This is a genomic window from Streptomyces griseoruber (assembly GCF_001514205.1).
GTDB lineage: Bacteria > Actinomycetota > Actinomycetes > Streptomycetales > Streptomycetaceae > Streptomyces > Streptomyces griseoruber.
Window position 1 is genome coordinate 255,392 of record NZ_KQ948775.1, and the last position, 23,774, is coordinate 279,165.

The 23,774-nt window shown below is 72.1% G+C and carries 22 protein-coding genes; 10 read left to right on the top strand and 12 right to left on the bottom strand.

The window, feature by feature from the left end; all coding sequences use genetic code 11:
* Positions 1 to 28 precede the first annotated feature (28 nt).
* The 5 genes from AQJ64_RS30120 to folE all read left to right on the top strand — a co-directional run bounded on the left by AQJ64_RS30120 (position 29) and on the right by folE (position 6,002).
* The gene (locus AQJ64_RS30120) at positions 29 to 1,162 is read left to right on the top strand and encodes a zinc-dependent metalloprotease (protein ID WP_055637903.1); all 1,134 of its coding nucleotides are present in this window, start codon (positions 29 to 31) and stop codon (positions 1,160 to 1,162) included.
* A 203-nt stretch (positions 1,163 to 1,365) separates the two neighbouring features.
* Positions 1,366 to 2,409 carry a tRNA lysidine(34) synthetase TilS gene (gene tilS / locus AQJ64_RS30125; protein WP_055637904.1) on the top strand — a complete coding sequence of 348 codons (1,044 nt, stop codon included), beginning with the start codon at positions 1,366 to 1,368 and terminating at the stop codon, positions 2,407 to 2,409.
* Between the two features lie 54 nt (positions 2,410 to 2,463).
* Entirely contained in the window at positions 2,464 to 3,024 is a 561-nt protein-coding gene (gene hpt, locus AQJ64_RS30130) for a hypoxanthine phosphoribosyltransferase (RefSeq protein WP_055637905.1), read from the top strand.
* Between the two features lie 185 nt (positions 3,025 to 3,209).
* Positions 3,210 to 5,249 (top strand): ATP-dependent zinc metalloprotease FtsH, encoded by a 2,040-nt coding sequence (ftsH, locus tag AQJ64_RS30135; RefSeq protein ID WP_055637906.1) that lies wholly within the window; start codon positions 3,210 to 3,212, stop codon positions 5,247 to 5,249.
* Positions 5,250 to 5,396: 147 nt separating this feature from the next.
* Complete coding sequence (folE, locus tag AQJ64_RS30140) at positions 5,397 to 6,002, top strand: GTP cyclohydrolase I FolE (RefSeq protein ID WP_055637907.1); 606 nt, start codon at positions 5,397 to 5,399, stop codon at positions 6,000 to 6,002.
* Positions 6,003 to 6,041: 39 nt separating this feature from the next.
* Here the strand turns inward: folE and AQJ64_RS30145 are convergent, their stop codons facing one another.
* The 6 genes from AQJ64_RS30145 to AQJ64_RS30170 all read right to left on the bottom strand — a co-directional run bounded on the left by AQJ64_RS30145 (position 6,042) and on the right by AQJ64_RS30170 (position 11,130).
* The gene (locus AQJ64_RS30145; protein ID WP_055637908.1) at positions 6,042 to 6,527 is read right to left on the bottom strand and encodes a DUF3180 domain-containing protein; all 486 of its coding nucleotides are present in this window, start codon (positions 6,525 to 6,527) and stop codon (positions 6,042 to 6,044) included.
* Positions 6,528 to 6,604: 77 nt separating this feature from the next.
* Positions 6,605 to 7,216 carry a 2-amino-4-hydroxy-6-hydroxymethyldihydropteridine diphosphokinase gene (gene folK, locus AQJ64_RS30150; RefSeq protein WP_055637909.1) on the bottom strand — a complete coding sequence of 204 codons (612 nt, stop codon included), beginning with the start codon at positions 7,214 to 7,216 and terminating at the stop codon, positions 6,605 to 6,607.
* Entirely contained in the window at positions 7,213 to 7,572 is a 360-nt protein-coding gene (gene folB, locus AQJ64_RS30155; RefSeq protein WP_055637910.1) for a dihydroneopterin aldolase, read from the bottom strand. The genes folK and folB overlap by 4 nt, the downstream gene beginning before the upstream one ends.
* Positions 7,573 to 7,810: 238 nt before the next feature.
* On the bottom strand, positions 7,811 to 8,326 hold the full coding sequence (locus tag AQJ64_RS30160; protein ID WP_055637911.1) for a nuclear transport factor 2 family protein: 516 nt from the start codon (positions 8,324 to 8,326) through the stop codon (positions 7,811 to 7,813).
* Positions 8,323 to 9,183: a dihydropteroate synthase gene (folP, locus tag AQJ64_RS30165; RefSeq protein WP_059203160.1), complete on the bottom strand. Its 861-nt coding sequence runs from the start codon at positions 9,181 to 9,183 to the stop codon at positions 8,323 to 8,325. Before folP ends, AQJ64_RS30160 begins: the two co-directional genes overlap by 4 nt.
* A 132-nt stretch (positions 9,184 to 9,315) precedes the next feature.
* Positions 9,316 to 11,130 (bottom strand): phosphatidylglycerol lysyltransferase domain-containing protein, encoded by a 1,815-nt coding sequence (locus AQJ64_RS30170; RefSeq protein WP_059203161.1) that lies wholly within the window; start codon positions 11,128 to 11,130, stop codon positions 9,316 to 9,318.
* A gap of 237 nt (positions 11,131 to 11,367) precedes the next feature.
* Here AQJ64_RS30170 and AQJ64_RS30175 point away from each other — a divergent pair, with 237 nt between their 5' ends.
* On the top strand, positions 11,368 to 12,486 hold the full coding sequence (locus tag AQJ64_RS30175; RefSeq protein ID WP_055632792.1) for an alpha/beta hydrolase: 1,119 nt from the start codon (positions 11,368 to 11,370) through the stop codon (positions 12,484 to 12,486).
* A 103-nt stretch (positions 12,487 to 12,589) separates the two neighbouring features.
* Positions 12,590 to 14,137 (top strand): hypothetical protein, encoded by a 1,548-nt coding sequence (locus AQJ64_RS30180; RefSeq protein WP_055632793.1) that lies wholly within the window; start codon positions 12,590 to 12,592, stop codon positions 14,135 to 14,137.
* Between the two features lie 96 nt (positions 14,138 to 14,233).
* Here the strand turns inward: AQJ64_RS30180 and AQJ64_RS30185 are convergent, their stop codons facing one another.
* Together AQJ64_RS30185 and AQJ64_RS30190 are read right to left on the bottom strand one after the other, a co-directional pair.
* Positions 14,234 to 15,577 (bottom strand): PH domain-containing protein, encoded by a 1,344-nt coding sequence (locus tag AQJ64_RS30185; protein ID WP_055632794.1) that lies wholly within the window; start codon positions 15,575 to 15,577, stop codon positions 14,234 to 14,236.
* Positions 15,574 to 16,098 carry a PH domain-containing protein gene (locus AQJ64_RS30190; RefSeq protein WP_055632795.1) on the bottom strand — a complete coding sequence of 175 codons (525 nt, stop codon included), beginning with the start codon at positions 16,096 to 16,098 and terminating at the stop codon, positions 15,574 to 15,576. The genes AQJ64_RS30185 and AQJ64_RS30190 overlap by 4 nt, the downstream gene beginning before the upstream one ends.
* 32 nt (positions 16,099 to 16,130) lie before the next feature.
* Here AQJ64_RS30190 and AQJ64_RS30195 point away from each other — a divergent pair, with 32 nt between their 5' ends.
* Positions 16,131 to 17,282, top strand: a complete 1,152-nt coding sequence (locus tag AQJ64_RS30195) for an NADH-quinone oxidoreductase subunit D (protein ID WP_055632796.1) — start codon at positions 16,131 to 16,133, stop codon at positions 17,280 to 17,282.
* A 34-nt stretch (positions 17,283 to 17,316) separates the two neighbouring features.
* Here the strand turns inward: AQJ64_RS30195 and AQJ64_RS30200 are convergent, their stop codons facing one another.
* A complete protein-coding gene (locus AQJ64_RS30200; RefSeq protein ID WP_055632797.1) occupies positions 17,317 to 18,330 on the bottom strand; it encodes an SAM-dependent methyltransferase in 1,014 nt (337 codons plus the stop codon).
* 118 nt (positions 18,331 to 18,448) lie between these two features.
* Here AQJ64_RS30200 and AQJ64_RS30205 point away from each other — a divergent pair, with 118 nt between their 5' ends.
* On the top strand, positions 18,449 to 19,651 hold the full coding sequence (locus tag AQJ64_RS30205) for a sensor histidine kinase (protein ID WP_055632798.1): 1,203 nt from the start codon (positions 18,449 to 18,451) through the stop codon (positions 19,649 to 19,651).
* Between the two features lie 81 nt (positions 19,652 to 19,732).
* The gene (locus tag AQJ64_RS30210; RefSeq protein ID WP_055632799.1) at positions 19,733 to 20,404 is read left to right on the top strand and encodes a response regulator transcription factor; all 672 of its coding nucleotides are present in this window, start codon (positions 19,733 to 19,735) and stop codon (positions 20,402 to 20,404) included.
* Between the two features lie 27 nt (positions 20,405 to 20,431).
* Here the strand turns inward: AQJ64_RS30210 and AQJ64_RS30215 are convergent, their stop codons facing one another.
* The 3 genes from AQJ64_RS30215 to AQJ64_RS30225 all read right to left on the bottom strand — a co-directional run bounded on the left by AQJ64_RS30215 (position 20,432) and on the right by AQJ64_RS30225 (position 23,417).
* Positions 20,432 to 21,538, bottom strand: a complete 1,107-nt coding sequence (locus tag AQJ64_RS30215; RefSeq protein ID WP_055632800.1) for a DUF5937 family protein — start codon at positions 21,536 to 21,538, stop codon at positions 20,432 to 20,434.
* A gap of 131 nt (positions 21,539 to 21,669) precedes the next feature.
* Positions 21,670 to 22,656, bottom strand: a complete 987-nt coding sequence (locus AQJ64_RS30220; RefSeq protein ID WP_055632801.1) for an aldo/keto reductase — start codon at positions 22,654 to 22,656, stop codon at positions 21,670 to 21,672.
* Between the two features lie 32 nt (positions 22,657 to 22,688).
* Positions 22,689 to 23,417, bottom strand: a complete 729-nt coding sequence (locus AQJ64_RS30225) for a thioesterase II family protein (protein WP_240512540.1) — start codon at positions 23,415 to 23,417, stop codon at positions 22,689 to 22,691.
* Positions 23,418 to 23,774 lie beyond the last annotated feature (357 nt).

The window sequence follows — 23,774 nt, forward strand, 5'->3', positions numbered from 1 at the left end:
ACCGGGACCGAGCACGTACGGTTGACGCATGACGAGCATCGGTGGTGCTGCTTCTGCTGGGATGGTCGACTGGAATCTCGCGGTCGCGACCGCGACCCGGCTGGTACGGCCGGGCCCCGAGGTCAGCCGGGACGAGGCCCGGACCGTCGTCGCGGAACTGCGCCGGCACGCCAAGGCCTCCGAGCACCACGTCCGCGGTTTCACCCGCATGGGCACCGAGGACACCCACGACACGCCGATCCTGGTCGTCGACCGCCCCGGCTGGGTCCGGGCGAACGTCGCCGGGTTCCGGGAGATCCTCAAGCCCCTCCTGGACAAGATGCAGGAGCGCCGCGGCGGCACCACGGGCGGCGCGGTCCTCGGCGCCGTCGGCGGCAAGGTCACCGGCGTCGAACTCGGCATGCTGCTGTCGTTCCTCGCCTCCCGCGTCCTCGGGCAGTACGAGACCTTCGCCCCCGCCACCCGCGAACTCCCCGCCGGCGCCAAGAACGGCGGCCGGCTGCTGCTCGTCGCGCCCAACATCGTCCACGTGGAGCGCGAACTCGACGTCGCCCCCCACGACTTCCGCCTCTGGGTCTGCCTGCACGAGGAGACGCACCGCACCCAGTTCTCCGCCGTGCCCTGGCTGCGCGACCACCTGGAGGGCGAGATCCAGTCGTTCCTCGGGGAGACCGACGTCGACCCCATGACCTTCCTCGAGCGCTTCCGCGAGGCCGCCCAGTCCCTCGCCGGCGGCCGCCCCGAGGGCGAGGAGGACGACGGCGGCCGCTCCCTCGTCGAGCTCGTGCAGACCCCGGCCCAGCGGGAGATCCTCGCCCGCCTCACCGCCGTGATGTCCCTCCTGGAGGGCCACGCCGACTTCGTCATGGACGGCGTCGGCCCCGACGTGGTGCCGACCGTCTCCGAGATCCGCGAGAAGTTCCAGCAGCGCCGCGCCAAGGGCGCCTCCCGGCTGGACATCACCCTGCGCAAACTGCTCGGCCTGGACGCCAAACTCCGCCAGTACAAGGACGGCGAGCGCTTCGTGCGGTCCGTCGTCGACCAGGTCGGCATGGACGGCTTCAACCGTGTGTGGACCTCCCCCAACACGCTCCCCACCAAGGCCGAGATCGCCAAACCCGCGGACTGGGTCGCACGGGTGCACCGCAAGGCCGATTCCTGACCGCGCACCGCGCCCCCGCGGAACACCGTGGACCGGATGCGGCCCACGGCAGGCAAACGCCCCTTCAATCACCCGTCCGAGGGACCGTGAGCCCTCGACAGGCGTGCGATGCTCGAGGAGCGGCCCGGTTCTGTCACCATCTACACACTCTGAGTGACCGACCTCGGGCTCACCCCCCGAACTCTTCTTGAAGGGAACCGGACATGGGTCCCCATCCAGCGGTCGCGGCGATACGCCTGGCGGTCCGCCGCGTCCTCCACGACATCCTCAACGACCACCGGCCCGCCGGCCCGCCCACCGGCGCCCTCGTCCCGGCGCCGTACACGCGCCCGACCGCGCCCCTCGTCCTCGTGGCGTGCTCCGGCGGCGCCGACTCCATGGCGCTCGCCTCCGCACTCGCCTTCGAGGCCCCCCGGCTCGGCATCCGCGCCGGCGGCGTCACCATCGACCACGGCCTCCAGCACGGCTCCGACCTGCGCGCCGCGGAAGTCGTCCTGCGCCTGCGCGAAATCGGCCTCGACCCCGTCGAGTCCACCGCCGTGACCGTCGGCCGCGACGGCGGACCCGAGGCCGCGGCCCGCGACGCCCGCTACGCCGCCCTCGACGCCGCCAGCGAACGCCACGGCGCCGCCGCGGTCCTCCTCGGCCACACCCGCGACGACCAGGCCGAGACGGTCCTCCTCGGGCTCGCCCGCGGCTCCGGCATCCGCTCCCTGTCCGGAATGGCCGCGGTCTCGGGGGCCGGCGGCCGTTACCGCCGCCCCTTCCTCGAACTCGACCGGCAGACCGCCCGCAAGGCGTGCCTGGTCCAGTCCCTGCCCGTCTGGGACGACCCGCACAACGCCGACCCGGCCTACACCCGCTCCCGGCTGCGCCACGAAGGCCTGCCCGCCCTGGAGAAGGCCCTCGGCAAGGGCGTCGTCGAGGCACTCGCCCGGACGGCCCAGCTCTCCCGCGACGACGCCGACGCCCTCGACGCCTGGGCCCGCCGCGCCGAGGACTCCGTACGGGACGCGACGGGCCTCCTGGAGTGCGCCAAGCTCTACGCCCTGCCGCCCGCCGTCCGCCGCCGCATCCTGCGCCGCGCCGCCATCGAGGCGGGCGCGCCGGCCGGTTCCCTCTTCGCGCGGCACATCGAGGAGGTCGACCGGCTGATCACCGGCTGGCGCGGCCAGGGAGCCATCAATCTCCCCGGCAAGGTCGTGGCCCAGCGGCAGGGTGGCAGACTGGTGATTCGGCAAGGCTGATTCCCGACCCTCCGCACGGAGGGTCCGGGCCGGCCGGTGGGACGACCGAAAGTGATGCGGGTGGACGCGAAAGACATGGGTGCCGACCTCCAGCAGGTGCTCATCACCAAGGAAGAGATCGACGCGAAGCTGGCTGAGCTGGCCGCGAAGATCGACGCGGAGTACGAGGGCAAGGACCTGCTGATCGTCGGTGTGCTCAAGGGCGCGGTGATGGTCATGGCCGACCTCGCCCGGGCGCTGTCCACCCCCGTCACCATGGACTGGATGGCCGTCTCGTCGTACGGCGCGGGCACCCAGTCCTCCGGTGTCGTGCGGATCCTCAAGGACCTCGACACCGACATCAAGGGCCGGCACGTCCTGATCGTCGAGGACATCATCGACTCCGGGCTGACCCTGTCCTGGCTGATCAACAACCTCGGCTCGCGCGAGCCCGAGTCGCTGAAGATCTGCACCCTGCTGCGCAAGCCGGACGCGGCGAAGGTCGCCATCGAGGTCGAGTGGGTCGGCTTCGACATCCCCAACGAATTCGTCGTCGGCTACGGCCTCGACTACGCCGAGAAGTACCGCAATCTCCCGTTCGTCGGTACGCTCGCGCCCCACGTCTACGGCGGCTGAACCCACCCGGTCACAGACCCGTAGGACGTACGGGAACCCCGGCGGCCCTCGCGCCGTTGGAGCATGCAGACGGGTTCGCCAGCCGGACCGTGCGGCTTCCCGCGACAAAGCTGGGGTACCGTCAGAAGAACTGTCTTATCAAACTCACTATGGCAGGAGGGACGGGGCGACACCGCTCCGTATGGATGGACGTGAAGCGATACTTCCGTGGGCCGGTCATGTGGATCGTGCTGGCCGTCCTTGCCGTGGTCGTGTTGATGCAGGTCGTCGGCTCGTCCGGCGGCTACAAGACGGTGGACACCGGCCAAGTCGTGGCGGCGATCAACGAGAACAAGGTCGAGTCGGCCAAGCTCACCACCGGTGACGAGCAGACCATCAAGGTCACGCTCAAGGACGGCGTGAAGGTCAAGGGCAGCTCGAAGATCCAGGCGAGCTACATCGGCGACCAGGGCGTGACCATTGCCAACACGCTGCAGACCAAGTACCAGGACAAGCAGATCCCGGACGGTTACACGGTTTCTCCGACGAAGCAGAACGCCTTCGTCGGGATCCTGCTGTCCCTGCTCCCCTTCGTCCTCATCGTGGTCGTCTTCCTGTTCCTGATGAACCAGATGCAGGGCGGCGGCTCCCGTGTCATGAACTTCGGCAAGTCCAAGGCGAAGCTCATCACCAAGGACACGCCGAAGACGACGTTCGCCGACGTGGCCGGCTCGGACGAGGCCGTCGAGGAACTCCACGAGATCAAGGAGTTCCTCCAGGAGCCCGCGAAGTTCCAGGCCGTCGGCGCCAAGATCCCCAAGGGTGTGCTGCTGTACGGCCCGCCCGGCACCGGCAAGACCCTGCTCGCGCGCGCCGTCGCCGGTGAGGCGGGCGTCCCCTTCTACTCGATCTCCGGTTCCGACTTCGTCGAGATGTTCGTCGGTGTCGGTGCCTCGCGAGTCCGTGACCTCTTCGAGCAGGCGAAGGCGAACGCCCCGGCGATCGTCTTCGTCGACGAGATCGACGCGGTCGGCCGCCACCGCGGCGCCGGCCTCGGCGGTGGTCACGACGAGCGCGAGCAGACCCTGAACCAGCTCCTCGTCGAGATGGACGGCTTCGACGTCAAGGGCGGCGTGATCCTCATCGCCGCGACGAACCGGCCCGACATCCTCGACCCGGCGCTGCTGCGCCCCGGCCGCTTCGACCGCCAGATCGCGGTCGACCGTCCGGACATGCAGGGCCGTCTGGAGATCCTCAAGGTCCACCAGAAGGGCAAGCCGGTCGCGCCCGACGTCGATCTGGCCGCCGTCGCCCGCCGCACCCCCGGCTTCACGGGCGCCGACCTGTCGAACGTGCTGAACGAAGCCGCGCTCCTCACCGCGCGCAGCGACAAGAAGCTGATCGACAACCAGATGCTGGACGAGGCGATCGACCGTGTGGTCGCGGGCCCGCAGAAGCGGACCCGGATCATGTCGGACAAGGAGAAGAAGATCACCGCGTACCACGAGGGCGGTCACGCCCTGGTCGCGGCGGCTTCCCCGAACTCCGACCCGGTCCACAAGATCACGATCCTGAGCCGCGGCCGTGCGCTGGGCTACACGATGGTGCTCCCGGACGAGGACAAGTACTCCACCACGCGCAACGAGATGCTGGACCAGCTGGCCTACATGCTCGGCGGCCGCGCGGCGGAGGAGCTCGTCTTCCACGACCCGACCACGGGCGCGGCGAACGACATCGAGAAGGCCACCGCCACCGCCCGGGCGATGGTCACCCAGTACGGCATGACCGAGCGTCTGGGTGCCATCAAGTTCGGGGGCGACAACACCGAGCCGTTCCTCGGCCGTGAGATGGCTCACCAGCGCGACTACTCGGAAGAGGTCGCCGCCCTGGTGGACGAGGAAGTCAAGAAGCTCATCGAGAACGCGCACAACGAGGCCTGGGAGATCCTGGTCGAGAACCGCGACGTCCTCGACAACCTGGTCCTTCAGCTGCTGGAGAAGGAGACGCTGGGCAAGGAGGAGATCGCCGAGATCTTCTCCGCCATCGTCAAGCGCCCGGCGCGACCCGCCTGGACCGGTTCCTCGCGGCGTACGCCGTCCACCCGTCCGCCGGTGCTCTCCCCCAAGGAGCTCGCACTGACGAACGGCGCCAACGGCGCGACGCCCGCCATCTCCACCGCGAAGTCGACCGCGGCGGAGTCCGCCACGGTGACCGAGCCCGCCCCGGAGGACCGCCCCGAGAGCTGACCCGGCTCCCGGAGCCGCCACCAGGCCCGGAATGGATGCCGCGCCCCCCAGGTTCTAGCCTGGGGGGCGCGGCATTCCCATATGGCCGAATCCATACGGTGTTGTAGGACATCCAGGAACATCGAACATCCAGGAACGAGGCAGCACATGACCGACCCCGTGACGCTGGACGGCGAGGGCTCGATCGGCGAGTTCGACGAGAAGCGAGCCGAGAACGCCGTACGCGAACTCCTGATCGCGGTCGGTGAGGACCCGGACCGTGAGGGCCTGAAGGAGACGCCGGCGCGGGTGGCGCGGGCGTACCGGGAGATATTCGCGGGGCTGTGGCAGAAGCCCGAGGACGTGCTGACGACGACGTTCGACCTGGGGCACGACGAGATGGTGCTGGTCAAGGACATCGAGGTGTTCTCGACCTGCGAGCACCACCTGGTGCCGTTCCGGGGCGTCGCCCATGTCGGCTACATCCCGTCCACCTCGGGGAAGATCACCGGCCTGTCCAAGCTGGCCCGGCTGGTGGATGTCTTCGCGCGCCGTCCCCAGGTGCAGGAACGTCTCACCACGCAGATCGCGGACTCGCTGATGGAGATCCTGGAGCCGCGCGGGGTCATCGTGGTCGTCGAGTGCGAGCACATGTGCATGTCCATGCGGGGCATCCGCAAGCCCGGGGCCAAGACCATCACCTCGGCGGTGCGCGGTCAGCTGCGGGACATGGCGACGCGCAACGAGGCGATGAGCCTGATCATGGCGCACTGAGGCGCGCCCCGGTCGTCAGGCCGGTCGTCAGGCCGGTCGTCAGGCGGGGGAAGCGGCGCCCTTGTCGTGGTCGTCGTCCTCCGGGAGCCGGCAGACGCGCTCCAGGAAGAGGGCGGCCGCTATGACGGCGATGCCGGCCAGGACCGAGAAGCCGGCGTAGATGGCCTGGTCGCGGCGGGCGGGGATGTCGAGGGACTCCAGGAGGAACACCCCGGTGCCGCCGTACATGCCGGCGACCAGGGCGGCGACCAGGGCGCTGGCCTGGCCGAAGACGACCGCGCGGGCCGCCATGAGGGGGTCGACGCCCTTGGCCTCGGGGCGCCGCTCGCGCTGGGCCTTGAGGCGGGCGCGCAGCGAGAGCGCCGTGGACAGCAGGACCACGGCGATCAGGGCGAGGACGATGGGGGCGGCCAGGGGGACGCTGGGCAGGGTCCCGATCGAGTTCCAGAGGCGGGCGCCCGCCCAGGACAGCACGCCGGCCACGACGAACACGCCGGCCAGCACCCTGATGTGCAGCTCTCTCACGGTGTCCCTTCAGCTCCCCCGGGGTCCGCGGGTCCTTCCGCGGACGAGTGTCGTGGTGGTCGTCTTGACCTTAACGACTACTCGGGCAGCTGGAGTTCCAGGTCCTTGCGAGCGGTGACGCCTTCGCGCGTGACCGAGTCGAGAAGCCGCGCCACGGCGCCGTGGCCGGGAAGCTCTGCCTCGGGGTCCACGTCGTGCCAGGGGGCGAGGACGAAGGCGCGTTCGTGGGCGCGCGGGTGCGGCAGGGTGAGCTGCGGGTCGTCGTCCACGACGTCGGCGTACGCCACGATGTCGACGTCGAGGGTGCGCGCGCCCCAGCGCTCGTCCCGGACGCGGTGGAAGGCCTCCTCGACCGCGTGGGCCCGCTCCAGGAGCGAGGACGGGGGCAGGGTGGTCTTCAGCAGGACGACCGCGTTGAAGTACGAGGGCTGGCTGCCGGGCTCGACGCCCCACGGCTCCGTCTCGTACACCGGGGAGACTGCCTTGACGCGGACGCCCGGGGTGTCCTCCAGGGCGTCCACGGCCCCCTGGAGGGTCTCCAGGCGGTTGCCGAGGTTGGCGCCGAGGGACAGCACGGCCCGTTTGGGGTTGTGCAGGGTGGTGTCGGCGGCGTCCACCTGCCGGACGACGGAGGCGGGAACCGGCTGAACGGTCGGGTCGCTGTGATCCTCGGTGAAGGACGCGGTCATACTCGGCTCCGGGTGATGGTGACGGTCACGTCGTCGAAGGGGACCGTGATCGGGGCGTTCGGCTTGTGGACCACGACCTCGACCTCTCGTACCCCCTCGTGCCGCAGACACGCCTGGGAGATGCGCTCGGCGAGCGTCTCGATGAGGTTGACCGGTTCGCCCTCGACGACGGCCACGACCTCCTCCGCCACGATGCCGTAGTGCACGGTCTTCGCCAGGTCGTCGTCGGCGGCGGCGGGCCGGGTGTCCAGGCCGAGGACGAGGTCCACGACGAAGGTCTGGCCCTCCCTGCGTTCCTCGGGGAACACACCGTGGTACCCGCGGGCCTTCAGGCCGCGCAGCGCGACACGATCCACGCGAATCACTCCTGCAATCGTCGGTTGCGGCCGGTGCGTACCGGGTGCGGGCGACACCCCCGACCCGGCCGGCCTCGAACGAATCTACCTGCGCGCACCGACGGGGCCGGGCGGTGGGCGCGCGGGGACGGCGGTCCGCGGCGCGGTCTTCACCCGGTGTTTCCCTTGGTGAACCCGGTGGCTCACGGGCCGGTGGCCGCACCTCCTCACGGGTTCGTGATTCCAGCCACTTCCCGGATCAGGAGGGGCTGTCGTCGTCCTCGTCGGTGTCCGGCCCGCCGTCGTTCTCGGCGAGGACCGGGGAGGCGTGGTGCGACCAGAGCTTCCAGCCGTCGGGGGTGCGGCGGAACACGTTGGTGGCGACCACCAGCTGGCCCACGAGCGGCCCGAGCTCCTCGCCCGCGCGGGGCGCGGGGCCGCCGCTGAGGATGTTCTCCGTGCAGGTCACCAGGGCGGTGTCGCCGGTGACCGAGACATGCACATCGGTGAGGAAGAACTGGATGTAGTCGGTGTTCGCCATGATCAGGGCGTACGAGCGCAGGACCTCGCCGCGCCCGGTCAGCACCGGCCAGCCGGGGTGCACGCAGGAGACCACCCCGGTGTCCGCGGGGTCGTGGTACTCCTCGTCGACGCCCAGGTCGGAGGGGGTGAGCCAGAGCGAGGACACCCCTTCGAAGTCGCCTTGTTCCAGCGCCTCGTAGAAGGCGGCGTTGGCGGCCTCGACCTGCTCGACATCGGTGTGGGGGGCGGTCACCGCGCTCCTTCCACGGCGCGTGCGACCCGTACCGCGTCGGCGGTCGCGCGCACCTGGTGCACGCGCACCGCCCATGCGCCGGTGTGCGCGGCGATCGCGGACACGGCGGCGGTGGCGGCGTCGCGCTCGCGCGCGGGCGGCGGCGCGCTCCCGGGACCGGCCAGGACGCGGCCGAGGAAGCGCTTGCGGGAGGCGGCGACGAGCAGCGGGTGTCCCAGCGCGTGCAGCCGGTCGAGGTGGGCGAGCAGGGTGAGGTCGTGCTCGGCCTCCTTGGAGAAGCCGAGGCCGGGGTCGACGACGATGCGGTCGGGGGAGACGCCGCCGGCGAGAACGGCCTCCACGCGCGCGTGCAGCTCGTCGACGACCTCGGTGACGACGTCCTCGTAGGAGCCCTTGACGTTGCCGCCCTCCAGGAAGCCGCGCCAGTGCATGACGACGAAGGGGGCGCCCGCCTCCGCGACGGCCGGGATCATCGCGGGGTCGGCGAGGCCGCCGCTGACGTCGTTGACGAGGACGGCGCCGGCGGCGAGGGCCTGGGCGGCGACGGAGGCCCGCATGGTGTCGACGGAGACGACGGCGCCCTCGGAGGCGAGGCCCCGGACGACGGGGATGACCCGGCGCAGTTCCTCGGCCTCGTCGACCCGGGTGGCGCCGGGGCGGGTGGACTCGCCGCCGACGTCGACGAGGTCGGCGCCCTCGGCGACGAGCTGGAGGCCGTGCTTGACGGCGGCCGTCGTGTCGAACCAGCGGCCGCCGTCGGAGAACGAGTCGGGTGTCACGTTGACGACGCCCATGACCGCGCAGCGGTCCCAGTCCGGAAGGCCGGCGACCTGCCCGCGTCCGCTCTGCTTGCTCATACGTTCAGCCTAGGCCCAGCGGGGCACCGGGACGCCGGGAGGCCCGGGCGCGGGCCCCCGGGCTGGGAGGGGCGGGGCCTGCGCCCGGGCCGGTCCGGGAGGGGACGGGGGGCCCGGCGGGTGGTCGCGGGTTCAGGCGGCCCTTACGTCCTGTCTCTCGGTGAGTCCGTGGGCGCACGCGCGGGCCGGCTTGGTGCGGCGGCGCAGGAAGCGGGGCAGCGGGAGGGCCAGGTTCACGAAGCCCTCGGCCTGCATGGCGGCGAAGCCGATGCGCGGGAGGTCGCCCGAGGCGCGGTACACCACGAAGCGGGGCTCCCAGCGGGGCTGGAACTTGGCGTTGAACTTGTACAGGGACTCGATCTGGAACCAGCGGGAGAGGAAGACCAGCAGCCCGCGCCAGGCGCGCAGCACCGGCCCCGCGCCGATCTTCTCGCCGCGGGCGAGCGCCGAGCGGAACATCGCGAAGTTCAGCGACACGCGCGTGATGCCGAATTTCGGGGCGGCCTGGAGGGCGGCGACGATGAGGAGTTCGTTCATGCCGGGGTCGGCGGAGCGGTCGCGGCGCATCAGGTCCAGGGAGGCGCCGTCGGGGCCCCAGGGCACGAAGTGCAGGATCGCCTTCAGGTCGCCGTACGGGCCGGGCGCCTCGTCGGCCTTGTGGGCGGTGGCGATGAGGCAGTCGCCGTCGGCCGCGTCGCCGACGCGGCCGAGCGCCATGGAGAAGCCGCGCTCGGTGTCGGTGCCGCGCCAGTCCTCCGCGGCCAGCCGGATCCGCTCCAGTTCGGCCTCGCCCAGGTCACGGACACGACGTACGCGGGTCTCGTAACCGGCGCGCTCGATGCGCTTGACCATCTGCCGGACGTTGCGCATCGCGCGGCCGGCGAGCGAGAAATCCGCCACGTCGACCACCGCCTCGTCGCCGAGTTCGAGGGCGTCGAGGCCGGTCTCGCGGGTCCAGACCTCGCCGCCGGTCTCCGAGCAGCCCATCACGGCGGGCGTCCAGGAGTGCGCCTTGGCCTCGTCCATGAAGCGTTCGATGGCGCCGGGCCAGGCCTCGACGTCGCCGATGGGGTCGCCGCTGGCGAGCATCACGCCGGAGACGACGCGGTAGGTGACGGCGGCCTTGCCGCTGGGGGAGAAGACCACGGCCTTGTCGCGGCGCAGCGCGAAGTGGCCGAGGGAGTCGCGGCGGCCGTGCCGGTCGAGCAGGGCGCGCAGCCGGGCCTCGTCCTCGTCGGTGAGGCGGGCGGCCGGGTGTTCGGGCCGGAAGGCGAGGTAGATGGTGGTGACGGCGGTGATCCAGCCGAGGGCGCCGAGGGAGAAGGCGACGGTCCAGGAGGTGCTGCCCTGGTAGTCGACCGGGCCCTCGAAGCCGAGGAGGCCGTACAGGACGTGGGTAATGCGATCGGCCAGGCTCGGGTCGCCGATCATGCGCCGCGGGTGGACGCTGACGATGATCAGTCCGAGGACGAGGGAACCGGCGCCCATGAGGACGAAGTTGGCGAGCGCGCGCCACCGGCTGCGCGGGTCCGGCAGGGCCCTGAACTGGTCCCGGTGGGCGATCAGCGGGATCAGCAGCGCGAGCGAGATGAGCGCGCCCACGACCGAGTGCCGGTACACGAACTGCGCCACCGCGCCGGCCGGGAGCAGCGCCACCGCCGCCCGCCAGGCGCGCCGCTTGCCGCGCCTGAGGCCGTGGGCGAGCAGGAGCAGCAGCACACCGGCGCTGAGCGAGAGCGCCGCCGCGAACGGGCCGAACGAGCCGGGCAGCACCTCGGCGAGCGTGTGCATACGGCTCTGCCGGAACCGCGGGAAGATGCCCGCCGCGACGTCCAGCAGCCCGACGAGGGCACAGGCTCTGCCGACGAGGGCGGGTACGGACTCGGGGCGCGGGCCACGCATCAGCGGCCGCACCCGGCTTGATCGGTTCGGAACCCCGTCCGACATTTCCCCATCTTCCCTGACAGACATCGCATCCCGTTGTTCCGCGAGAGACCTTGGATCCGGATCCGATTCGGGCATCCGGCGACATTGCGCCCTCTAGGACGGTGTCTCGGGGAGAGAGGTTCACTCCCCTCTTCAAAGCCGCTGAAAAGGCCAAGGAAAGTCCGGGACAAGCCCTCGCGAAGGAGTCGGGAGGGAACGCGTGTGCGCCCGGGCCAGGAGCAGGCAGGAAACCGTCGTATGGGTCTCACGAGCAACACAGTGCTGCTGTTGTCCATCCTGTTCGCGTTAATGCTGTTCGCCGGCACGGTATGGCTGTGGCCGCGGCTGGCGCGGCGTTCCTGGCGGGCCGTCGGTGGGCGCGTCGGTCTGCTGCTCTGCACTCAGCTCGCCCTCTTCGTGTCCGTGGGCCTGTCCGCCAATCAGGCCTTCGGTTTCTACGCCAGCTGGGCGGACCTGTTCGGCCGGGAGACGGAGCCGGGTGTGGTCGTCGACCACACGAACGGCGCCCCGGCCGGGCCGCTGCGGGTCGTGGGCAGCCGCCGGGTGGAAGGCGGCGGCGGGCGGCCGGACTTCGGCGGGCAGATCCAGAAGGTGGTGCTGGTCGGCCGTACGACGCACATCAGCACGCCCGCCTACGTGTATCTGCCGCCCGAGTACTTCGCCGCGAAGAACCGCACGCGCACGTTCCCCGTGGCCGTCGTCCTCACGGGCTACCCGGGCACGGCGGAGGCGCTCGTCGACAAGCTGCACTACCCGCGCACCGCGCGGCAGCTCGCCGGGGACGGGCGGATGCAGCCGATGATCCTGGTGATGCTGCGGCCGACGGTGGCTCCGCCGCGGGACACGGAGTGCGTGGACATTCCGGGCGGGCCGCAGACCGAGTCGTTCTTCGCCAAGGACCTGCCGGACGCCGTGGGGGCCCACTACAGGGTGGGCAAGAGGCCCGCGAGCTGGGGGATCATCGGGGACTCCACCGGCGGCTACTGCGCCCTGAAGCTCGCGATGCACCACCCGGAGGTGTACGCGGCGGGCGCGGGCCTGTCGGCGTACTACAAGGCGCCCAGCGATCCGACCACCGGCGACCTGTTCCGCGGCGACGAGACCCTGCGCAAGGAGGCCGATCTGCGCTGGTTTCTGAAGAATCGTTCCGCTCCGGACACCTCGCTGCTCGTCACCAGCAGCAGGGCGGGAGAGTCCAACTACAAGGCCACGCTGAACTTCATAGACCTGGCCAAGGCCACGGACCGGACCCGGATCTCGTCGATCATTCTGGAAAGCGGCGGGCACAACTTCAACACCTGGCGCCGTGAGATCCCGCCCGCCCTGGAGTGGCTCAGTGGCCGGCTGAGTAATTGATCTTGACTTCCGTGGCCATCCGTGGCCTGTGAAGGCTTCGGTATGGCTGTGTTTTTACGGGGCGGGGCGCCAACATTCGCCTACGCGCGGTAAGTTTCTGGCCATGCCACGTGGACGTCACCGCCATTCCCCGCCACTGCACAGGCTGTTGCCTCCCTCGGCGATCGCAGGCGTCTCGCTCATCTGCGCCTTCGGTCCCTGGGTGCTCTCGGATCCCGCCGTGCTCCGCGTCGTCGCCGCCGTCGCCGCGGCCACCGCGATCGTGGGGGCCGCCGTCCTGCGCCGCTGGGACACCCACGCCGGCAAACAGGTCGCCGACCTCACGCGCGCGCGGGCGAGCGACGAGTGGCGCTTCGAGGAACGCGTCGCCGAGCTGGAGACCGACCTCGACGAATCGCGTGAGCTGCGCGGCAAACTGGAGAAACGGCTGCGGGCCAAGCGCGCCGAACTGGCCGGCCTGCGCAACGAGCACGCCGCCCTGCTGCGCCGTTACGCCACGGCGGAGACCGAGCGGGCGAGCGCCCTGGAGGGCCGCCGACTGCTCGAGATCGAGAACACGGCCGAGCCGGAGCCGCACGCGCTGCCTTCCGCGCACGGGTCGGAGCCGGCGGAGCAGGACACGGAGACCGCGGTCTCCGAGACGCCCGAGGCCGCGGAGACCGTCGAGAGCGGCGCGACCGCCGACGCGGAGCCCAAGGCCCCGGCGGCCTTCTCCCCCGAGGGTTCGCAGCTGTACGCGCGGGCGCGCTCGGCGCTGGCGAAGCTCGACCCGGACGCGGCTCCGGCCGGGGCCGCCGACGACTCCGGCGCACAGGAGCCCGTGAAGGTTCCGTCCGGCAAGGCCGGTGGCGAGGACTCCGCCCAGGAGGACGAGGCCGAGGGGCAGCCCGAGGCGGCCGACGAGCACACGCGCGCGGTCGCCCCCCACACCGCCGACGAGACCGACGCGGGTCGGGCGACGGACAGGACTGCTCCGGAGCCGACGCGGACGGGCACCGACGAGGCCACCTCGGACGAGGCCGCCTCCGACCGGACCGCTGCCGCGCGGGCCGCCTCCGAGCGGGCGGCTGCCGAGCCGGCCGCCTCCGAGCGTGCCGCCGCGGCCGCGGCGCACTCCGGGGGTGTGGCTTCCCCGGCGGCTCGTGCCGAGGGTGTGGCTTCCCCGGCGCCCGCCGCCGGGCGTGCCGCCTCTCCGGCGACCGCCGACGCGGTGGGCGCCGCCCCCGCCGCCGTCTCCGAGGCCGCCGACCGCGCCGTCTCCGAGCCGGTGCCGGCCGAGGCCCCCGCCGTGTCCGCCGCGCTCGTCCCGCGGCCCGCCGCGCCGGTGGTGCGGCCGTCCGGGCACTTCACCGTGCCGACCGCCGTGGCCGTCGTACCCGCCGCGCAGCCGGTACGGCGTCCCGCGGTGCAGGGCGGGTTCGACTTCTTCGGTACGAAGAGCGCGACGCCGAACGCCCTGGAGTCGGTGCAGAACGAGGACCTCGCCGACGTCGTCGGCCAGGAGGCGCTCGCGCTGCACAAGGCCGAGGCCGAGGCGGAGTTCAAGCCGGCCGGCGAGGAGGCGCGCGGCGTCGGCCAGGTGATCGACCTGACCGCGCACGACGAGACTGAGGTGATCGACCTCCAGGGCCTGCGCAGCGCGGTGTCCTGACCCGCCGTCACCCCTGGTGCGGCCGAAGGGCCGTGCGGCCACCGTCTTCCGGAGTCCTCCGGACGGTGGCCGCACGGCCCTTCGGCTTGCGGGCCCTCACGCCATCCAGCGGTCGGGCCGGGCGTCCCGTCGGCCGGTGCGGGACCGCTCGGCCTGGGCGCGGAGCAGCTCCGCGGCCTCCTGAGCGTCCCTCAGACGGGCCGTGACGGTCTTGTCGGCCCCCGTGTCCACATGGACGGCGGCGAGCCGCCACAGCCGCTGCCAGGGGCCCTGAGTCAGCCGTACGCTCTGGACCTTGGCGTGGGGCACGAGGGCCAGGCTGCGATGCAGCAGTCCGTGCCGGCTGGCGAACACGGCGTCGGTGACGGCGATTCCGTCACCCCGCCACCACAGCGGCACGCACCGCCCGGCCCGGCGCGGCGGGCGCGACAGCGAGGCCGCCGCCGGCACGGTCACCCCGGGCAGCACGCGCGCGACGACGGCCTCCGCGACCGCGCGCGGGGCGACCGGCACGAGCACGGAGTTGGCCGAGCCCGCCACGGCCAGCTCGACGCGCACCCAGTCGCGGCGCCGCCACAGCAGCGGCTGGACGATCCGCACGGTCTGCACCCGCCCCGGCGGCACCGTCTCGTGCGTACGGTCCAGCAGCCCCCGGTCGATGCGCAGGCCGTCCGGGGACTCGGCGACCGTCCAGTCGTACTCGCCCACGAACCGCCCGGCGCTGCGCGCGCCCGCCGCGCCGAGCAGCGGCAGGCCGGTCGCGAGGACCGTCACCACGCTGTGGGTGAGCAGCCACAGGACGGGCGGCACGACCAGGGCGACGGCGACGGCGCCCCAGGCCGAACCGGTCAGCACCAGCGCGATCACCAGCTCGCGCGCGGGGACGCGCAGCAGCTCGCGCGCGGGCGCCTCGCCGACCTCGTGCGCCGTCTCGGGGGCGAAACCCGCCGCCCGCGCGAGCAGTTCGGCCCGCAACGCGCGTGCCTCGTCCTCGCCGAGGAAGGCGAGTTCGTCCTTCTTCTCGGCGCCGACGACATCGAGCCGCAGTTTCGCCACGCCCGCTATCCGGGCGAGCAGCGGCTGGGTCACGTCGATCGCCTGGATGCGCTCCAGACGGATGTGCGCGGTGCGCCGGAACAGCAGGCCGGTGCGGATGCGCAGTTCGCTCTCGGTCACCGCGAAGTGGGTGAACCACCAGCTCAGGAAGCCGTACGCGGCGGACGCCGGGACCAGGACGGCGAGCGCGATCAGCAGGGTCGTCGTGGTCAGCCGGGTGAGCTGCTCCTGTGCCTGGTTGGGGTCGTGCACCGCCCAGCCGACGAGCACCGCGACCGGGGCCCAGGCGCGCCGGAACGGCGTGACGGGGTGCAGCCGGCGCTCGGCGACGGCCGGCCGCACCGCCGCCACGGGGACGTCGTCCTCGAGGCCCTGGGCGGTCACAGGCCCGCCGATCGGGCCTGGCCGAGCTGGGTGAGCCGGTCGCGCAGCCGTTCCGCCTCGGCCGGGTCGAGACCCGGGATCGTCGCGTCGGTGGCGGCGGCCGCGGTGTGGAGCTGGACGCTGGCGAGCCCGAAGTGCCGTTCGACGGGCCCGGAGGTCACCTCGACCAGCTGCATGCGGCCGTACGGCACGACGGTCTCCTCGCGCCACAGCACGCCCCGGCTGATCAGCAGGTCGTCGGCGCGCTCGGCGTACCGCCAGGAGCGCCAGTTGCGGCCGAGGAGCACCCAGCCCCAGCCGGTCCCGGCCAGCGGCAGCAGCGCGAACGCGGCCCAGGAGGGGCCGACGCACAGGCCGAGCACCAGCCCGACGGCGACAGCCGCGAGCCCGAGCCACACCACCAGCAGCAGCCGTCGCATCCGCAGCAGCCCCGGCGGCAGCCCGGTCCACACCGGAGGGGCCCAGCTGGTCCCCGCTCCGGCCTCGGTCGTCCTGGCGCCCCCTGGGCTCCCCGTTTCCATACCGCCAGCGTACGTAGGGGAGACTGGATGCCATGACTCCTACGACGGAGACCACGGTCGGGATCGGCGGCGCCGCGGAGAGCACCGACATGGTGCTCAACATCGGCCCCCAGCATCCCTCCACGCACGGCGTGCTGCGGCTGAAGCTGGTGCTGGACGGCGAGCGCATCCGGCACGCCGAGCCGGTGATCGGCTATATGCACCGGGGCGCGGAGAAGCTGTTCGAGGCGCGCGACTACCGGCAGATCGTCATGCTGGCCAACCGCCACGACTGGCTGTCGGCGTTCTCGAACGAGCTGGGCGTGGTCCTCGCGGTGGAGCGGATGCTCGGTATGGAGGTCCCCGGGCGCGCGGTCTGGACGCGCACGCTGCTCGCGGAGCTGAACCGGGTGCTCAACCACCTGATGTTCCTGGGGTCGTACCCGCTGGAACTGGGCGGCATCACGCCGGTCTTCTACGCGTTCCGCGAGCGCGAGGTGCTCCAGAACGTGATGGAGGAGGTCTCCGGCGGGCGGATGCACTACATGTTCAACCGGGTCGGCGGCCTCAAGGAGGACCTGCCGGCCGGCTGGGCGTCCCGCGCGCGCGGCGCCGTCGCCGCCGTCCGCTCGCGCATGGACGTCTTCGACGACCTCGTCCTCGGCAACGAGATCTTCCGGGGGCGCACCCGCGCGGTGGGCGTGCTCTCGGCGGAGGCCGTGCACGCGTACGGCGTGAGCGGGCCGATCGCGCGCGCCTCGGGCGTCGACTTCGACCTGCGCCGCGACGAGCCCTACCTCGCCTACGGGGAGCTCCAGGACGTCCTGAAGGTGGTGACCCGCGAGGAGGGCGACTGTCTCGCCCGCTTCGAGTGCCTGCTCGCGCAGACCCACAACGCGCTCGACCTCGCGGACGCCTGCCTGGACCGGCTGGCCGAGCTGCCGCCCGGCCCGATCAACCAGCGGCTCCCCAAGGTCCTCAAGGCACCCGAGGGGCACACGTACGCGTGGACCGAGAACCCCCTCGGTATCAACGGCTACTACCTCGTCAGCAAGGGCGAGAAGACGCCGTACCGCCTGAAGCTGCGCTCGGCCTCCTACAACAACATCCAGGCCCTCACCGAGCTGCTGCCGGGCACCCTGGTCGCGGACATGGTGGCCATCCTGGGGTCGATGTTCTTCGTGGTCGGAGACATCGACAAGTAGGGCCACGCAAGGCTCGGGGGGCGACGGGCGGAGGTCAGCGGATCGGGTCCGGAATTCCAACCGACTGGAGCAGCCAGCCGAAGTCGCCGAGTCCGCCCGGTGCGGTGAGTTCGGCCGCCTCCCCGGCGCCCGCGAGGGCGCGGACGTAGGCGGCGGGGTCGGTGGAGGCGAGCGCGAGCGGGGGGCGCGCGCCCGTGAGGCCCAGGGTGTGCAGGGCGGCGCGCTGGGTGAGCAGCCGGGCGCCCGGGAGCGCGCACGCGTCCAGCGCCACATGTGCCGTGATGTCGCACGAGCCGTCCGGCACGGGTGCCGTCCCGCGTCCTTCCCGGAAGCCGGTGAGCGTGCCGAACAGGGGGCGGGCGTCCGCCGTGTGGGCGTAGTCCACGGCCACCGCGAGCCCGCGCGCGACGGACGAGACGGCGGACGCCCAGGCCGTGTCCCGGGGCAGCCCGATCTCCGCCCGCAGCCCCGGCTCGTCCGGCAGCGGCCACCAGCGCGCCAGCCATTCCGCCTCCGCACCGGACACCGGCTCCCCGAGCCGCTCGGTGCCGTCTGGCCCTACGAGGACCAGCCGGGGCACGCCCGCGGGGTCGACCTCCGCCACCTCCACCGGCACGTTGTCGAGCCACTCGTTGGCGAACAGCAGCCCGGTGACGCCGGGCGGGGGCTCCGCCCGCCACGCGATCCGGGCATCGAGTCCTGCCGGGCGGCCGGCGAGCTCGACGGCGTACGCGCGCGTACGGTCCGCCACCTCGGCGGGGAGCGCGGCGAGCACACCGGTGACGAGTTCGCCCCGGCCGGCGGCCAGGTCGACGAAGTCGAGGCGCTCGGGCCGCCCCAGCGCCTCGTCGACCCGGCACAGCAGCCGGGCGACGGCGAGGGCGAAGAGGGGCGAGGCGTGCACGGACGTACGGAAGTGGCCTGCGGGGCCCTCCTGCCGCAGATAGAAGCCGCCCGGCCCGTAGAGGGCGGCCCGGGTCGCGGCCCGCCACCCGCGCCAGCCGCCGGGGCCGCCGGGGCCTTCGGGGGCGCTCACTTCGTCCGTCATCCGGTCAGACTAGGCGTACAGCTGATCACAGCCTCCACCTTGCGGAGTATGCGCGCCGGGACCGGATCGGTCCTTCGGTTGACCCCCGCACACACGGCACGTCCCTACGCTGGGTTACGTGCAGCGCCTCTATGACTTCCTCCGCAGACACCCGACCGGGGTGGACGGCTTCTGGGCCGTCGTCCTGTTCGGGATCACCGCGGCTGCCGGAACCGCGGGTCAGGACCGGGGCGGCACCGACTCCGCGGCGTTGCTCGTGCCGGTCGTCTTCCTCCTGTGCCTGGTCATCGCGCTGCGCCGGCTCATGCCCGAGAAGATGCTGGTGCTGGCCGCCGCGCTCGGCCTGGCCCAGCTCGTGCTGAACGTCGGGGTCACGGCCGCCGACTTCGCCCTGCTGGTGATCGTCTACACGGTCGCCGCCACCGGCGCCCGCTGGGCCTCCCGGCTCGCCCTGGCCATGGCCCTGAGCGCGGCCACCCTGGCCCAGGTGCGCTGGCCGCACGAGCACGCGAGCGTGCCGGGCCAGTTCGCGGTCATCGTCTTCCAGACCGTGCCGTTCGCCCTCGCCTGGGTGCTCGGCGACTCGATACGCACCCGGCGCGCGTACTTCGCGCAGCTGGAGGAGCGCAACGCCCGGCTGGAGAAGGAGCGCGAGGCGCAGGCCAAGGTCGCGGTCGCCGCCGAGCGCGCCCGGATCGCCCGGGAGCTGCACGACGTCGTCGCGCACAACGTCTCGGTGATGGTGGTGCAGGCCGACGGTGCCGCGTACGTCCTCGACGCCGCGCCCGACCAGGCGAAGAAGGCCCTGGAGACGATCTCCTCCACCGGCCGGCAGGCCCTCGCGGAGATGCGCCGGCTGCTGGGCGTGCTGCGCACGGGGGAGCACCAGGAGGTCGGGGAGTACGTTCCGCAGCCGGACGTGGAGCAGATCGAGGACCTCGTCCAGCAGTGCCGCGGCTCGGGACTTCCGGTCGACTTCAAGATCGAGGGCACCCCGCGGCCGCTGCCCAGCGGCGTCGAGCTCACCGCGTACCGGATCGTGCAGGAGGCGCTGACGAACACGCGCAAGCACGGCGGGCCCAACGCGGGCGCGAGCGTACGGCTGGTCTACTTCGACGACGGTCTCGGGCTGCTCGTCGAGGACGACGGCAAGGGCGCCCCGCACGAGCTGTACGAGGAGGGCGGCGCCGACGGACAGGGCCACGGCCTGATCGGCATGCGGGAGCGGGTCGGTATGGTCGGCGGCACGCTGGACGCGGGCCCGCGCCCGGGCGGAGGATTCCGCATCAGCGTCCTGCTCCCGCTCAAACCGGCGCATTGACGCCGGCGCACGCCCTTCGTTGACACCTGTCACGCCCCCGCCCTCCCCCGCACAGAGACCCGACCCACGGAAGAGGACCCGATGACGATCCGCGTGATGCTCGTCGACGACCAGGTGCTGCTGCGCACCGGGTTCCGGATGGTGCTCGCCGCCCAGCCGGACATGGAGGTCGTGGCGGAGGCGGGCGACGGCGTCGAGGCCCTTCAGGTGGTGCGCTCCACGGCCGTGGACGTCGTCCTGATGGACGTCCGCATGCCGAAGCTGGACGGGGTCGAGGCCACCCGGCGGATCTGCGCGGAGCCCGAACCGCCGAAGGTGCTGATCCTGACCACCTTCGACCTGGACGAGTACGCGTTCTCCGGGCTGAAGGCGGGCGCCTCCGGCTTCATGCTGAAGGACGTGCCGCCCGGGGAGCTGCTCGCCGCGATCCGCTCCGTGCACAGCGGCGACGCCGTGGTCGCGCCCTCCACCACGCGCCGTCTCCTCGACCGGTTCGCGCCGATGCTGCCCAGCACCGGCAAGGAACCCCGGCACAAGGGGCTGGAGCGGCTCACCGACCGTGAGCGCGAGGTGATGGTGCTGGTCGCGCAGGGGCTGTCCAACGGGGAGATCGCCGCCCGGCTGGTGCTGTCCGAGGCGACCGTGAAGACCCATGTCGGCCGCATCCTGACCAAGCTGGGCCTGCGCGACCGGGTGCAGGTGGTGGTGCTGGCCTACGAGACGGGGCTGGTGCGGGCCGGCGGACACGGCTGACCGGGGCGGGGGCCGCCGGGTCGCCGGTCAGCGCAGGAGACCCTCCAGGAAGTCGCTGCCCAGCCGGGCCACCACCGTCACGTCCAGCTGGTGCAGGACGTACCGGCCGCGGCGGCGGGTGGTGATGAGCGAGGCCTTCTTGAGGACGCCGAGGTGGCGGGATATCTCGGGGGCCGTCATGCCCAGCGACTGGGCCATCTCGCTCGTGGTGTGGGCGCTGCGGGCCAGCAGCCGGCAGATCCGCATCCGGACGGGGTGGGAGAGCGCGGTGATGCGCAGCGTCAGCTGCTCGACCGAGGGCGGCGAGGCCAGCTCGGGGGAGCCGACCGGGTAGTGCAGGACCGGCTGCCAGCCGTACCGGTGCAGGACCATGAGATGTGGCCAGCCGAGGCTCGTCGGGATGAGCAGGAGCCCGCCGTCCGCCGTGGCGGTGCGGCCGTGGGCCATCTTGTCCACGGAGATCAGCGCCGCGCCCTCGTCCAGCGACACGGCGGAGGACACCGAGGTGAGCGCCTCCGCCAGGCCCTTGCGGCGCAGCAGATCCGTCTTGTGGCGGGCGTCGGCGGCGAGCGGGTGGCTCACCCGGGCCCACACGTCGGCGAAGAACGCCTCGTCGCAGTCCCGGAGGAACTGCCGCAGCCAGGCGCGCACCCCGGGCGGGTCGTCGAGCAGCCGCCGGGTGAAGTGCACCTGCCGGGGCCCGCGCGAGGCGGCCAGGTCCAGGGCGCGGCGGTGCTGGGCGGGGTCGGCGAGGACGTCGAGGCCCGGCGTGTCGTACCCGGGGGTGCACATGAACTCCGTCGCGGCGTTCACGAACTGTTCGTCCGTCAGCTTGTCGAGGAGGTCCAGTTCCTCGGTGAGCGTGGCGCCGGGCAGGGCGTCACGGCCCGGGAGGCCGGCGTACGGCAGGAAGAGATCGGAGAACGTCGTCCGCCACAGGAAGTCGGCCTCGCACATCCGGTCGGCCAGATACGGGTCCAGGCGGGCGGTGACCCCGGTGACCCAGCCCTGCAGACCGGGGTGGTGTCCGGGCTCGGAGAGCGCGTGCAGGGCCATGCCGAGTTCGGCCAGGGGCGAGGGCACGACGGTGACCCGCTCCGGCCGCAGCCCCGTGATGTCGATGCAGACGCTCATGCCCTCATGGTGCACCCGGCCACTGACAACGCGGCTCCCGATTGACGGCAGCCGTCAATCGGGACGGAGAGCGGGCATCGGGCGGGCATTGGACAAGCATCGGGCGGACATCGGGCGGGACACGGGCGGCGTCAGTTCACGCCGTCCAGCTTCGCGCGCTGCTCCGCCGTCAGCTCCAGGTCGACCGCCGCGAGGCTATCGTTCAGTTGTTCGATCGATGAGGCGCCGACCAGCGGCAGGATCGGGATGTCGCCGCCGAGCAGCCAGGACAGGACGACCTGGTTGACGCTCGCGCCGGTCTCCTCGGCCACCTCGCGCACCGCCTGGAGGCGGGGCCGGGTGCCCGCGTGCTCGAAGCCGGGGCCGAGCGGCTTGTCGTCGCGGACGTACGCCCCCGACAGCAGCGGGGAGTAGGCGACCTGGGTGAGGGAGGGGTGGGCGCGGACATAGCTGAGCAGGTCGGCGCTGACCAGGCCCTGGTTGCCGTCGGGCGAGCGCAGGCTCGGGAGGTCGGCGCGCTGGCGGAGGTAGCTGTGGTGGTGCTGGAGGACCTCGTAGCCGGGCAGGCCGGCCGCCCTGGCGAGGTTGCGGGCGGCCTCGATCCGCCAGGCCCAGTGGTTGCTCGCGCCGAGCAGGCCGACGACACCGTCGGCGACGACCTCGCCGAAGCCCCGGACGGTCTCCTCCAGGGGCGTCTTCTCGTCCATGATGTGCGCGTACAGCAGGTGGATGCGCTCGATGCCGAGCCGGTCCCGGCTGCGCTCGGCGGATTCCCGGATGGTCTTGGCCGAGAGTCCCTCGACGTCGAGGCTGAAGCCGCGCGACGGGGCGTTCGGGCGGGCACCGAGTTTCGTGGCGACGGTGATCCCGTCACCGACGCCCCGGCTGCGGATCCAGCGGCCGAGCAGTTCCTCGCTCTCGCCGCCCTGGGTGCCGTCGACCCAGAAGGCATAGTTGTCGGACGTGTCGATGAAGGTGCCGCCGGCCTCGACGAAACGGTCGAGAAGGGCGAAGGAGGTCGCTTCGTCGGTCACCGTCCCGAAGAGCATGGAGCCGAGGCTCAGGACACTCACCTCACGGCGGGTGGCCGGGTCGCTGCCGATGACGCGGTATTTCATGAGAGTCCTCTTCGGGGAATCCGGGCAATCGGTTACGGATTTAATGGTTCCGGGGCGCTGGAAATTGATCCGGAAATTGATCCGGAAATTGATTCTGCGACGTTCCGTGCGACGGCATCGATATGCGGCACGAGAAAGAAATGGCCGCCCTCGAAGGTGTGGAGCGCGAACTCGTCGGTCGTGTGGGTGGCCCAGGCCCGGGCCATGGGGGCGTCCACGCGCGGGTCCTCGTCCCCGATGAACGCGGTGACGGGGCAGTCGAGCGGGGGCGCGCCCCGGTAGCGGTACGTCTCCGTGGCGAGGTAGTCGCCGCGCACCGCGGGCAGGATCACCGCGAGCAGCTCGGGACTGTCCAGCATCCGGGGGTCCGTGCCGCCGAGGAGCTTCATGTCGGCGATCAGCTCCTCGTCGCTCGCCCGGCGCACCGGGCCGGGAGCGGGCACCGAGGGCGCGCGCCGACCCGACACGAACAGGGCGCGCGGACGGGCCCCGGCGGCGTGCAGCCGGCTGCCCACCTCGAACGCGAGCGTGGCGCCCATGCTGTGCCCGAACAGGGCGTACGGCTCCTCGGCCCACTCGGTGAGCTCGGCGGCGACGGCGTCGGCCAGCTCGTGCAGATCCTCGACGCAGGGCTCGTGGAACCGCTCCTGGCGGCCCGGATACTGCACGACCAGCACCTCGGCCCGGGGTGCGAGCCGCGCCGAGAACGGGTGGAAGAAGGCGGCGTTGCCCCCGGCGTGCGGAAACACGAACAGCCGCACGGCACCCGGCGCGGCGGCATGGAAACTCCGCAGCCACGGAGTGCCGGGCGCCCTCACGTCCGCCTCGCGTCATGGACTCTCACGGGGCGTCCTTTCGTCCGGTGGGTGGGGATGCCGCGGGCCAACGTACACGACAGGTGTCGGGTGAATTTTATCCGGCGTATTCGGCGGCGAATTCATTTTTGGCCATCCTTTTGTTCGCGCACCTTTTTTGCCGCATGGTGTTCGCCGCTCCCCGGTACCGCGGCGACCACCCGGCCGGTGTGTGACGCTGGTCTCGCCGAGGCCCTGGAGGAGATCCGGGAATCCGTCCCCGGCAACCCCGCCGGTCCCGACGGCGATTTCTTCGAGCCCGGC

Coding starts and splice junctions, on each gene's coding strand:
- AQJ64_RS30200 (WP_055632797.1), bottom strand. CDS start 18,330: ATGACGGACGAAGTGAGCGCCCCCGAAGGCCCCGGCGGCCCCGGCGGC.
- AQJ64_RS30170 (WP_059203161.1), bottom strand. CDS start 11,130: ATGTCGGACGGGGTTCCGAACCGATCAAGCCGGGTGCGGCCGCTGATG.
- AQJ64_RS30180 (WP_055632793.1), top strand. CDS start 12,590: ATGCCACGTGGACGTCACCGCCATTCCCCGCCACTGCACAGGCTGTTG.
- AQJ64_RS30215 (WP_055632800.1), bottom strand. CDS start 21,538: ATGAGCGTCTGCATCGACATCACGGGGCTGCGGCCGGAGCGGGTCACC.
- AQJ64_RS30175 (WP_055632792.1), top strand. CDS start 11,368: ATGGGTCTCACGAGCAACACAGTGCTGCTGTTGTCCATCCTGTTCGCG.
- AQJ64_RS30220 (WP_055632801.1), bottom strand. CDS start 22,656: ATGAAATACCGCGTCATCGGCAGCGACCCGGCCACCCGCCGTGAGGTG.
- hpt (WP_055637905.1), top strand. CDS start 2,464: ATGCGGGTGGACGCGAAAGACATGGGTGCCGACCTCCAGCAGGTGCTC.
- folE (WP_055637907.1), top strand. CDS start 5,397: ATGACCGACCCCGTGACGCTGGACGGCGAGGGCTCGATCGGCGAGTTC.
- ftsH (WP_055637906.1), top strand. CDS start 3,210: ATGGACGTGAAGCGATACTTCCGTGGGCCGGTCATGTGGATCGTGCTG.
- AQJ64_RS30120 (WP_055637903.1), top strand. CDS start 29: ATGACGAGCATCGGTGGTGCTGCTTCTGCTGGGATGGTCGACTGGAAT.
- folK (WP_055637909.1), bottom strand. CDS start 7,216: ATGACCGCGTCCTTCACCGAGGATCACAGCGACCCGACCGTTCAGCCG.
- tilS (WP_055637904.1), top strand. CDS start 1,366: ATGGGTCCCCATCCAGCGGTCGCGGCGATACGCCTGGCGGTCCGCCGC.
- AQJ64_RS30195 (WP_055632796.1), top strand. CDS start 16,131: ATGACTCCTACGACGGAGACCACGGTCGGGATCGGCGGCGCCGCGGAG.
- AQJ64_RS30190 (WP_055632795.1), bottom strand. CDS start 16,098: ATGGAAACGGGGAGCCCAGGGGGCGCCAGGACGACCGAGGCCGGAGCG.
- folP (WP_059203160.1), bottom strand. CDS start 9,183: ATGAGCAAGCAGAGCGGACGCGGGCAGGTCGCCGGCCTTCCGGACTGG.
- AQJ64_RS30210 (WP_055632799.1), top strand. CDS start 19,733: ATGACGATCCGCGTGATGCTCGTCGACGACCAGGTGCTGCTGCGCACC.